Here is an 11,157-nt window from a genome sequence, read left to right as displayed (position 1 = left end):
GCCTCGTAGATGGACACCTCCTCCGCGGTGTCCAGCCGGCAGATCACCGGCACCTCCAGCGCCTTGCCGCTCCGCCGGCGGATCACCAGCGTCAGCTCGGCCCGCGGGCGGCGTTCCCCCAGCACGTCGAAGGTCTCGCTGCCGTCTATGCCCAGCGTCAGCCGGGTGGTGCCGGGCTGGAATTCCAGCGGCAGCACGCCCATGCCGATCAGGTTGGTGCGGTGGATGCGCTCGAAGCCTTCGGCGACGATGGCCTCCACGCCGGCCAGGCGCACGCCCTTGGCCGCCCAGTCGCGGCTGGAGCCCTGGCCGTAGTCGGCGCCGGCGATGATGATGAGCGGCTGGCGGCGCTTCATGTAGGTTTCGATGGCCTCCCACATGCGCATCACCTCGCCCTCCGGCTCCACCCGTGCCAGCGAGCCCTGGCGCACGCTGCCATCGGGATTGCGCACCATCTCGTTGAACAGCTTGGGGTTGGCGAAGGTGGCGCGCTGGGCGGTGAGGTGGTCGCCACGGTGGGTGGCGTAGGAGTTGAAGTCTTCCTCCGGCACGCCCATGCGCGCCAGGTATTCGCCCGCCGCCGAGTCGGCCAGGATGGCGTTGGAGGGGGAGAGGTGGTCGGTGGTGATGTTGTCCGGCAGCACCGCCAGCGGCCGCATGCCGCGCAGCGTGCGCTCGCCGGCCAGCGCGCCCTCGCCTTCCGTGGCCCAGTACGGCGGGCGGCGGATGTAGGTGCTCCGAGGCCGCCAGTCGTACAGCGGCGAGGCGGCGCGCTGCGTGGCCTTGCGCTCGAACATCGGTAGGTACACCCGCTGGAACTGCTCCGGCCGCACCGCGCGGGCGACGATGGCGTCTATCTCCTCGTCGTCGGGCCAGATGTCACGCAGGCGGATCTCGCGGCCCTCGGCCACGCCCAGCACGTCCTGCTCGATGTCGAAGCGCATGGTGCCGGCGATGGCGTAGGCCACCACCAGCGGCGGCGAGGCGAGGAAGGCCTGGCGGGCGTAGGGGTGGATGCGGCCGTCGAAGTTGCGGTTGCCGGAGAGCACCGCGGTGGCATAGAGGTCGCGCGCCACGATCTCCTGCTGGATGTGCGGCGCCAGTGCGCCGCTCATGCCGTTGCAGGTGGTGCAGGCGAAGGCGACGATGCCGAAGCCCAGCTGCTCCAGCTCGCTCAGCAGGCCGGCCTCCTCCAGGTAGAGCTGCACCGCCCTGGAGCCGGGCGCCAGCGAGGTCTTCACCCAGGGCTTGCGCACCAGGCCGAGGCGGTTGGCGTTGCGCGCCAGCAGCGCGGCGGCGATGACGTTGCGCGGGTTGCTGGTGTTGGTACAGCTGGTGATGGCGGCGATGATCACCGCGCCGTCCGGCATCAGGCCGGCGGCTTCCTGTTTCCGCGCCTTGTCCAGGTCCACCGCGATGCCGCGCTCCTTCAGCGCGGACACCGGCAGGCGGCGGTGCGGGTTGCTGGGGCCGGCCATGTTGCGCACCACGCTGGAGAGGTCGAAGCGCAGCACGCGCTCGTAGCGCGCCTGCGCCAGCGCATCCGCCCAGAAGCCGGCGGCCCTGGCGTAGCTTTCCACCAGCTTCACCTGCTCCGCGCCGCGGCCGGTGAGGGTGAGGTAGTCCAGCGTCTGGCGGTCGATGTAGAACAGTGCGGCGGTGGCGCCGTATTCCGGGCACATGTTGGCGATGGTGGCGCGGTCGCCGATGGTGAGCGCGGCGGCGCCCTCGCCGTGGAATTCCAGGTAGGCGCCCACCACCTTCTGCTGGCGCAGGAACTCGGTGAGCGCCAGCACGATGTCGGTGGCGGTGATGCCCGGCCGCGGCCGGCCGGCCAGTTCCACGCCGACGATGTCCGGCAGCCGCATCCAGGAGGCGCGGCCCAGCATCACGCTCTCCGCCTCAAGCCCGCCGACGCCCACCGCGATCACGCCCAGCGCGTCTACATGCGGCGTGTGGCTGTCGGTGCCGACACAGGTATCGGGGAAGGCGACGCCGTCCTGCACCGCGACCACCGGCGACATCTTCTCGAGGTTGATCTGGTGCATGATGCCGTTCCCCGCCGGGATGACATCCACGTTGTCGAAGGCCGTCTTGGTCCATTCGATGAAGTGGAAGCGGTCCTCGTTGCGGCGGTCCTCGATGGCGCGGTTCCGGGCGAAGGCGTCGGGCTCGTAGCCGCCGCATTCCACCGCCAGCGAGTGGTCCACGATGAGCTGCACCGGCACCACCGGATTCACCGCCGCCGGATCGCCGCCCTGCTCGGCGATGGCATCCCGCAGGCCGGCGAGATCCACCAGCGCGGTCTGGCCGAGGATGTCGTGGCACACCACCCGCACCGGATACCAGGGGAAATCCCGCTCGCGCCTGCGCTCCACGATCTGCGCCAGGCATTCATCCAGGATGGCCGGATCGCAGCGGCGCACCAGGTTCTCGGCATGCACCCGCGCGGTATAGGGCAGCTGCGCCCAGGCGCCGGGGCGCAGCGCTTCCACCGCCTCGCGGGCGTCAAAGTAATCCAGGGCAGTGCCGGGCAGGGGTTTGCGGTAGATCTTGTTCATGGATGTGCTCATTGGATGCTCACGCTTCCCTTGTGGGAAAGGGGGAATGGCGTTTGAACAGGCGCCGCAGCCCCCTCTCTTCTCTCAAGGAAGAAGAGAGGCATTGCGCGGCCCCGCTCACACCCATCCCCTTGCCTGCAAGGCAAGGCGAGCCCCGCCCTCACACCCGCTCCTCGATCGGCACGAAGCTCAGATCGTCCGGCCCCACGTAATTCGCGCTCGGCCGGATGATCTTGTTGTCGATGCGCTGCTCGATGATGTGCGCCGCCCAGCCGCTGGTGCGGGCGATGACGAACAGCGGCGTGAACATCGCCGTGGGCACGCCCATCATGTGGTAGCTCACCGCGCTGAACCAATCGAGGTTGGGGAACATCTTCTTCACCTCCCACATCACCGCCTCCAGCCGCGCGGCGATGTCGAACATCTTGGTCGAGCCGGCCTCGTCCGAAAGCTGGCGCGCCACCCGCCTGATCACCTCGTTGCGCGGATCGCTCACCGTATAGACCGGGTGGCCGAAGCCGATCACCACCTCCTTCTCCTCCACCCGGCGGCGGATGTCGCGCTCCGCCTCGTCCGGGCTGTCGTAGCGCTTCTGGATCTCGAAGGCCACCTCGTTGGCGCCGCCGTGCTTGGGCCCGCGCAGCGCGCCGATGGCGCCGGTGATGGCGGAATACATGTCCGAGCCGGTGCCGGCGATCACCCGGCCGGTGAAGGTGGAAGCGTTGAACTCATGCTCCGCGTACAGGATCAGCGAGGTGTGCATCGCCCGCTCCCACAGCGCCGAGGGCTTCTCGCCGTGCAGCAGGTGGAGGAAATGGGCGCCGATGGAATCGTCATCGGTTTCCACGCCTATCCGCTGGCCCTTGGTGGACCAGTGGTACCAGTACAGCAGCATGGAGCCCAGCGACGCCATCAGCCGGTCGGCGATGTCGCGCGCACCGGCCAGGTTGTGGTCATCCTTCTCCGGCAGCACACAGCCCAGAGCGGACACGCCGGTGCGCATCACATCCATCGGATGCGCCGACGCCGGCAACCGCTCCAGCGCCTCCTTCACGCTCGCCGGCAGGCCGCGCATGGACTTCAGCCTGGCCTTGTAGGCGCGCAGCTCCGCCCGGTTCGGCAACTTGCCATGCACCAGCAGATGCGCCACCTCCTCGAACTCGCAGCGCTCGGCGATATCCAGGATGTCGTAACCCCTGTAGTGCAGATCGTTGCCCGTCTTCCCCACGGTGCACAGCGCGGTGTTGCCCGCGGCAACGCCGGACAGGGCAACGGATTTCTTCGGCTTGAAGCCGGCTTCGGCGGTAGTCGACATGCACATCTCCTTCGGTGATCGTCCCGCGGCCCGGGAAAGGCCCGCGTGCAATGGCGGCCACTATACGGAAAGGGGATACGCCTCAAGCCATTGAAAAGGCAGAGCTTTGCGAAGCGGAATCTGCGAATTTGCGAAGACTGCGAAAACGCCACGCAAGCGACGCCCCGCCCGCGGCCCTCGCCCCTTCAAGCCGGGAGACGCCAACCGCGAACATGACGAAAAACGGAAAAAGCCCGTCCTCGACAGGACGGGCGGAAGGAAATGGCGGGAATACCGGCGTCAGCATGGTTCATGCACCCAGCCCCCCGCAGCATCTCGCCGGCAGCCGCCGTTCTGATGAACCGCAGCTCGCAGCGGAACCCAGCAAAGCTCACGCAGGATTATTGAATGTAGATACAACCGGCGGGGAATGTTCTCCCAGCTCGAAGAGGCCACCGGCATCACCAAGGGTGCCTGGAGCCCCATCTACAACGGCCGCAACAAACCGAACATGGACACGCTGGAACAGCTCTGCAAGCTGTTCCCGGAATACACCCTGTGGCTGATGACCGGGCGGACCGCACCACCCGAAGCGGGTCAGAGCAGCCCGGACCTGGAGCAGTTGGAGGAGTTGACGCGGGCTGTTGGGGATTGAGCGCTTGCCTGCTCAGGCACGGCAAAGCCGGGGCGTTTTAACGCTGGCCCGCTTTTGAATATCCCGCCGCCTTGAACAGTGAAAGGGGAATGGGTACTCACTGGTTCCTTCATTGGAACGGATGCTGTGGACGGGATAGCAAGTAGCTACTACTGCATTTGATCCATCCTGGCGTTGTTGAGCAAATACCTCGGACCGCTAAATCAGCGCAGCCAATGCGGGCGGAAATATGAGCAGCAGGGCAACTCTCAAGAGTGTCGGCACTTCGGCCTTTGGCGTCGTTCACGGTAAGCGGAAGGAGTGGTGGCTATGAGGCAGTCGGCTGTCGCCCAGCTTGCTTCAACACTGAACGACAGCTTTCCCGGCCTTCGGTCGACAGGAACCGACCCAAAGCGGAAATTCAGGAACTTTTAGGCAACCTGAAACCGCACGAGGTGGCTCGTTCGAAGAGTGTCCAGCTTTCGGTTGCCAGGTTGACTGGTGTTAGGAGCTATGTCGGTAGCGCCGAATGAAGCGCTCGATATTTTTTAAAAACTCCTCAGTGTCAAGATAGTAGTTGGGGTACGACTCACGTATGGACTTCAGAGAGTCCGCGCCAACCAACACTGCTTGTGCGCCTGAATAGTCTGCCAGATCGGGAAATAGTGGAAGTTGCTTACCACGAGGATAGAGCGGAAGAAGGCGCTCGTATTTCTCATACTCTCGATACGCGGCGTCAGCATTTCGCTTTGAGAAAGCGAAAATCTGAAGCTCTGGTTCATCAGGTAGTAAAACCAGCAAGAAGTAGCCAGCTTTGTTGACATCCAATTTTTCGGTTGCCTTCAATGCCGTCCGATAGGCGCTGAGCTTCTTTGTGACTTGCAGAGTCTTTCCTAGCTCGGATAGGGTTCTGGCAACGTTTCCTCGTGAAGCGGAATCAGTTGCCACTGCCTTCGGTTGTTCGAGATATTGGAGAGCTATGGACGCGTTTTGAAAGTAGGAAAGCCAGCTCCTCTCGCCTTCACTTGATTTCAATGCTTGACCTATAACAGCACCAACTGTTTCTACTGCTGTAGCCCAAGAATGCTGCGTTCTCGTTCGAAGCTGTATCTCGAAGAGAAATTTGTTGTACTCAGGATGGCTCCGGCTATGGAATCGAAAAACCAGGTGAACACTCCGATATCCAGAGCGTTTTGGAGCGACAATGTAATTGTCCTCGCCGACAAACTCATGCAAGGATTTGCTGCGCCTGTAAGCATCTCTTAGCGTGTAAACTTCATCGATTGTCTGCACGACTGCTCTGCACCCACCGATATCCTGCATTTGTGTTAAACGCATACTCGATTCTTTTGAGAGCTTTGCCAGAATCGATCTGGCACGTTTTAGCCTTTGAACCACCAGTGCAGCAGGCTGCACACGTCTCGCTTTTTGGCGAAGATCCATCGTGATGGTATTGAGAGGAAAAGCATGCGAAGACCGCCAGTTCGCCAACACATCGAGTGCGTCTTCTAGCTCTCCCGGCTCGGGAGCCTTGTTCAATAATGTTCGACCTGCACGATCGACTGCTGCACGGCTATATCTGAGAGTTTCGTGAGCCAAGATGGGCAAGGCCTCCTAACGTAGCAGAAGTAATAGAGGACAGCCCCCTGTTACTTTTGAAAATTTTAACGTTTCCAATAGCATTCTACGGCAGCTATGGAGCAACTCGGATTTTGGCCGCTCCTGGCCGGTAGCGGACGATTCACCACGGCGACCCGAATGAGCGCTTTGGCCGAGGAACAGATACTAAAGCGTGGTCAAACATCGGAACACGTCGGCAACTCATCCTTTCATATGCTGGAGAACTCCCTTCCAACTGCCCGCCGAGATATTCCCGGATGCCATGTAGCTCCATTTCACTCGCTTATTTTTCTGTAGAGATCCGAGACACGAGCTAATCGGCGCACTTCATATCAAAGCGCCTGGGACCCCACCCTCATCAACTCCACGACAACGCTGAACAGCACCACCGCACCAACAATAAGAATCGCCAGCAACAACTCTCCAAACTGGGAAACGCTGTTCTTCCAGATCGGCGCCCGGAACCAGTTTTCCATTCCGATGAAGTCGAGCAGGCGCCGCGCGAGCAGGTAGCCGGCCATGGCTACGATGGCGCCGACGATGATCTTGAGGATGAGCATTGCGCTGGCTTACTTGGTCGCAATCAACTTATTCACGTCCACGCCCTCGATCAAATCCCCTTTGGTCCAGCTTGGCTCGAAGTACTTCTTGATGATGCCGACGGGGGTGCGCATTGTCCTGTGGTGCTCATCCATTCTTATCCCGGAAAAGGACATGCTTTCGAGGAACGCGGAGGCTTTCCTCAATACGTCTTTTCCCGAGTGGATTTCCAGCCTGCCGCCGGTCATGAGGATGCGCTTTGCGTTGCTGTAGGTGCTGCACCCATGCTCCGTCAGGAGAGAGATGGGCAGGAATTCGAGGATGACGAGGTTGAAGCGCTCGTCGGGGATGAGGGCGGGCGAGAGAGGTTTCCCGAAGTCGGCCACGAGGTCGGCGGCGCATCTTTCCGCGATGTCGATGTAGTAGGAGGTGCCGGGGCTGTGGTGTTGGTCGGGGTCGTACTGGTACCAGGCCGGAGCAGAGAACTTGATCCTGTCGCCCTTGATTTTGTACTGCGATGCCCAGCTCCGCCCGACGACGCAGGTATTACCGCTAAAGCTCGTGATGTCGCGTGCCATGAAGGTGGATTTCTGCTGGACGGAAGTGTGAGGAAAGTTGGGAGCCGTGTGCGGCGAAGATCCATACCGCATGGGCATGCTAGTTATTTGTACCGCATGCGCACAGGAATTTTTTGGCAATGACGTGGGAGTCGAGAGGCGCCGCGGCGCGGCCTTGGCCCGGGGTATCGCGCTTTGGGCGGGGCGGCCGGTTCTCCCCGGCCTTCCCCGCCGTGGGCGAGGAAGCAGGCCGGCGGTGCCTGCGCGCGACCCGAAGCGCGATCGAAGCCGGGGCGGCCCCCGGTGGAGGCGGGCCGCGGCGGCAGCAGCCGCTCAGGCCGGCTTGGCGACCATCAGGTAGAACACCGCCAGGAAGGCGACGAAGGCGGGGATGCCGAGGGCGAACCACAGGCGGAACAACCGCCAGTAGCGGGGCGACAGGCCCAGTCTGTCCCGCGCCGAGGCCTGGGCTTCGTCGCGCAGCGCCATCTGTATCCGCAGCACCGGCAGCCAGCAGGCGATCGCCACGCCGTACAGCCCGTAGGACCACGCCAGCCAGCGGCTCTCCAGCGGGAAGCCGGCGCTGTGGGCCAGCCAGAAGCCGGTGAGGGGCTGCAGGATCACGGTGGTGGCGGTGAACAGCCAGTCCGCGATCACAACTTCCCGCGCCACCGCGGCGACCACCACCGGGTCGCGCCCCAGGCTGGCGCGCAGCAGGTAGAAGGCGGTGCCGATGCCGGTGCCGAACAGCAGCGTGGAGGAGAGGATGTGTAGCCATTTCAGGGTCGTGTAGTCCATGCCTTCTCCTCCATTTCGTAGAGCAGCCAGATGGCCGCGAGCATGGGCAGGTTCTTGCTCAGGGGGCCGTAGGGGTGCAGCCAGAACTCGGGCAGCTTGAGGCTGAGGATGGCGGTGTAGCCGAGGATGAGCGCTGCCTGCAGGGCCCACACCAGCCGGCGCCGGCGGCGGATGAAGGTGAGCAGGCCCAGCACCAGGTCCAGCACCGCCGCGCCGTACAGGGCGATGAGCTGCAGGCGGGGCGGCACGCCGCTGCGGGCGAGCAGTTCCAGGCTGTTGGCGACCGGATACACGCCCAGCGAGACGATGCCGGTGAAGATCCACACCGCGCCTATCGAGGTGCGCAGCGCTGGCAGCAGCCAGCCCAGGCGCACCGCCATGCCCAACGGCCGGGCCAGCGCCGGCGGCACGAATTCTTCCGGCGGCCGCGGCGGCCGGCCGAGCACCCGGGTGAAGGTGGCGGCATCGCCGGTGTTGCCACGCTCCAGCATCGCCAGCGTTTCGCCATCCAGCGGCAAGGCTGGCCACACCGAGGCCAGGCCGGCGCCCCGGCGCGCCAGCGGCGCCGGCACCGCCAGCACGCGCAGGCGGCGGGAGTTGCCCAGCGCCCGGCGCAGGATGGCCAGGTAGTCGCGCAGGCCGAGCGGCCGCGGCCCCACCACCTCCAGCCGCGCCGGCGCCGGCACGCCTTCGAGCAGGCGGCGCACCGCCTCGGCGACATCGTCCACATGCACCGGCTGTACGCGCTGCCGCCCGCCGCCGGGCAGGGGCACCAGCGGCAGCGAGGCCAGGGTGCCGAACAGGCGGGCGCTGACGCCCTCTTCCCCATACACCAGCGAGGGCTGCAGCACGGTGGCCTGCAGCGGCAGGGAGAGCAGGAAGTCGTCGGCCGCGCGCTTGCTCAGGTGGTAGCGGCTGCGGGCGGCGGCGTCCGCCCCCAGGGCGGAGATCTGCAGCACCCGCTTCACGCCGCTGGCGGCGCAGGCGGCGAACAGGGCGCAGGGCGCCTGCCGGTGCAGCAGGTCGAAAGTCTGGCCGCCCTGCTCGCGGAGGATGCCTACCGCGTTCACCACCGCGTCCATGTCGCGCAGCGCGGGCAGCCAGTCGTCCGGTGTCAGCGCCTGGGCAAAGTCCAGCCGCATCCACTCCAGCGATGCCGCCGCGGCACGGCCCCGGCGGGCGGCGGCGCGCTGCGGGTCGCGCACGACCGCCCGTACGGTGTGGCCGTCCGCCAGCAGGCGGTCCAGGATGTGGCTGCCGAGAAAGCCGCTTGCTCCGGTCATCAGTATCTTCATGCCGTGCTCCCGGCAATACCCGGCGGGGCGTAGGGAGGAAGACCGCACTTTCTTACAGCGGCCCGCCGCCGTCAGGTGCAAGGTGAGCGCTGCCCGCCGGGCCGCTGTCCCAGCCTTTTTCCAGAACACAGGAGCCCGCCATGGAAGAACAGACTCCCCTCCTCGTGCGCAGCCTCGCCGCCGGCAGCAGCGCCAGCCTCGCTTCCCTGGTGGCGCTGGCCTGGGGTGGCCGGCGCGACTGCGCGAGCACGCTGGCGCCGGTCAACGCGGTGAGCCACTGGCTGTGGCGGGAGGCCGCCCTGCATCAACAGGAGGCCTCCATGCGATATTCGCTCCCGGGCTACGCCATCCACCACGCCATGTCGGTACTGTGGGCGGTGGTGTACGAGAAAACGCTGGAGCGCGCAGCCGCCGGCAACCGGCCGGAGCGCCGCGCCCCCGGGACGGCCACGGTGGTCGTCGCCGGCCTGGGCGTGGCGGCGCTGGCCTGCCTGGTGGATCTGAAACTCACGCCCCAGCGGCTCACGCCCGGCTTCGAACGCCGCCTTGCCCCCGGACCGCTGGCAGCGGTCTATCTGCTGTTCGGCCTGGGCCTCGCCCTGCCGCGCCTGCTGCGCCGCCGCGACTCGCGGCACATGGCTTGCTGACCCTCCGGTGCAAGCCGGCCCTGGAGACCGGTGCCGGGCCTCCGCCCGGGCACAAGAGGGAGCAAGCCATGAACACCATTACCGCCACCGCGCATTTCATGACCCGGCACGAATTGCTGCTGGTGACCGCCGAATCCTGCACCGCCGGGCTGATCGCCTCGCACCTGGCCGACGTGCCGGGCGCCGGCCACCTGCTGGACTGCGCCTTCGTCGCCTACTCGGAAAGCGCCAAGCAGCACTGCCTGGGTGTAAAGGAGGAAACCATCCGCCAGTACGGCCTCACCAGCGAGGAAGTGGCCCGCGAGATGGCCCTGGGCGCCCTGCGCAACAGCCGCGCCAACCTCGCCATCTCCAACACCGGCGTGGCCGACGACAGCGGCGGCGGCACCCCGGCCGGCACCCAGTGCTACGCCTGGGCCTTCCAGACCCACCAGCGGCTGGACCAGGTCGCCGTCTTCACCGAAACCCGCCGCTTCGACGGCGACCGCAATGCGGTACGGGAAGCCGGCGCGGTCTATGCGCTGCTGCGGGTGCCGCACTACTACGAGCAGCTGGCGTCGGTCGCAGCGCCGGAGTGAGGGCCGGCGGGCCGGATGTGATGCCGCCCCCTGAGGGGGCGCCCTCTCCCAGGCCCTCCCCCACGAAGGGGGGAAGTGCGCCTTGGGGAAGCGGGCGCCTCCGAAGTCATCGCCCCGGACTCACCTCCTGTTCGCCGGCATCACGGGCGACGCCGCGGCCAGGCCCTGGGGCGGAGCGCCGCTGGTTTCGGCGATCAGGGCCTGGACCTGGCGCAGGTGTTCCAGCACCACCGGCAGCGCGTCCTTCGCCAGTTGCTGCACGGCGGGGTCCTGGCCGGCGTTGATTTCCCATTCCAGCAGGTGCGCGGTCTTCTGGTGGTCAGCCAGTTGCACCGCCAGATATTCGGTGTTGAAGGCGGTGCCGGAGAGGGATTCCAGGCGCTTCTTCGCTTCCACCTGGTCGGGCTGTGGCATCGCCGGGGCCGGAGGCCGCGCTCGCGGGCGAGGTTCTCCAGCTTGGCGCGGGTGGCGGAGTGGTCTTCCACCATCTGGCGGGCAAAGGCCTGCACCCGGGGGTCGGAGGAACGGGCGATGGCGAGCCGGCCGGCTTCCGCTTCGCCGAAGTTGCCCATGGCGGCGAGCTTGATGAAGAGGCGGTCGGGGATGTTGGTTTCGCCGGCGGCGGGCATGCCG

The 11,157-nt window shown here is 65.6% G+C and carries 10 protein-coding genes and 1 pseudogene; 3 read left to right on the top strand and 8 right to left on the bottom strand.

Annotation, left to right across the window (positions count from 1 at the left end):
• Together acnD and prpC are read right to left on the bottom strand one after the other, a co-directional pair.
• Positions 1-2,561: Fe/S-dependent 2-methylisocitrate dehydratase AcnD (acnD, locus tag GRF61_RS21460; RefSeq protein WP_169152663.1), on the bottom strand; the 2,561-nt coding region annotated here is incomplete at its 3' end.
• A 160-nt stretch (positions 2,562-2,721) separates the two neighbouring features.
• On the bottom strand, positions 2,722-3,876 hold the full coding sequence (gene prpC, locus GRF61_RS21455) for a 2-methylcitrate synthase (protein ID WP_169152662.1): 1,155 nt from the start codon (positions 3,874-3,876) through the stop codon (positions 2,722-2,724).
• Positions 3,877-4,285: 409 nt separating this feature from the next.
• Between prpC and GRF61_RS21450 the strand changes: the two genes are divergently transcribed.
• On the top strand, positions 4,286-4,510 hold the full coding sequence (locus tag GRF61_RS21450) for a helix-turn-helix transcriptional regulator (protein WP_169152661.1): 225 nt from the start codon (positions 4,286-4,288) through the stop codon (positions 4,508-4,510).
• Positions 4,511-4,993: 483 nt separating this feature from the next.
• Here the strand turns inward: GRF61_RS21450 and GRF61_RS21445 are convergent, their stop codons facing one another.
• From GRF61_RS21445 to GRF61_RS21425, 5 genes are all read right to left on the bottom strand, one after another.
• Positions 4,994-6,088: a RelA/SpoT domain-containing protein gene (locus GRF61_RS21445; protein WP_169152660.1), complete on the bottom strand. Its 1,095-nt coding sequence runs from the start codon at positions 6,086-6,088 to the stop codon at positions 4,994-4,996.
• Between the two features lie 353 nt (positions 6,089-6,441).
• Entirely contained in the window at positions 6,442-6,669 is a 228-nt protein-coding gene (locus GRF61_RS21440) for a hypothetical protein (protein ID WP_169152659.1), read from the bottom strand.
• A 9-nt stretch (positions 6,670-6,678) separates the two neighbouring features.
• A complete protein-coding gene (locus GRF61_RS21435) occupies positions 6,679-7,227 on the bottom strand; it encodes a hypothetical protein (protein ID WP_169152658.1) in 549 nt (182 codons plus the stop codon).
• 312 nt (positions 7,228-7,539) lie between these two features.
• The gene (locus GRF61_RS21430; protein WP_169152657.1) at positions 7,540-8,004 is read right to left on the bottom strand and encodes a DUF2269 domain-containing protein; all 465 of its coding nucleotides are present in this window, start codon (positions 8,002-8,004) and stop codon (positions 7,540-7,542) included.
• Positions 7,986-9,299, bottom strand: coding sequence for an NAD(P)H-binding protein (locus tag GRF61_RS21425; RefSeq protein ID WP_169152656.1), 1,314 nt, complete (start codon positions 9,297-9,299; stop codon positions 7,986-7,988). The genes GRF61_RS21430 and GRF61_RS21425 overlap by 19 nt, the downstream gene beginning before the upstream one ends.
• Before the next feature lie 140 nt (positions 9,300-9,439).
• Here GRF61_RS21425 and GRF61_RS21420 point away from each other — a divergent pair, with 140 nt between their 5' ends.
• Together GRF61_RS21420 and GRF61_RS21415 are read left to right on the top strand one after the other, a co-directional pair.
• Positions 9,440-9,946: a hypothetical protein gene (locus tag GRF61_RS21420; RefSeq protein ID WP_169152655.1), complete on the top strand. Its 507-nt coding sequence runs from the start codon at positions 9,440-9,442 to the stop codon at positions 9,944-9,946.
• 68 nt (positions 9,947-10,014) lie between these two features.
• Complete coding sequence (locus GRF61_RS21415; RefSeq protein WP_169152654.1) at positions 10,015-10,524, top strand: CinA family protein; 510 nt, start codon at positions 10,015-10,017, stop codon at positions 10,522-10,524.
• 120 nt (positions 10,525-10,644) lie between these two features.
• Here GRF61_RS21415 and GRF61_RS21410 read toward each other — a convergent pair.
• Positions 10,645-11,096 (bottom strand): annotated as a pseudogene (locus tag GRF61_RS21410) (DUF4142 domain-containing protein).
• Positions 11,097-11,157 lie beyond the last annotated feature (61 nt).

Source organism: Azoarcus sp. TTM-91 (genome assembly GCF_012911025.1).
Classification (GTDB): Bacteria; Pseudomonadota; Gammaproteobacteria; order Burkholderiales; family Rhodocyclaceae; genus Azoarcus.
This window is presented reverse-complemented; position numbering and strand designations above follow the sequence as displayed.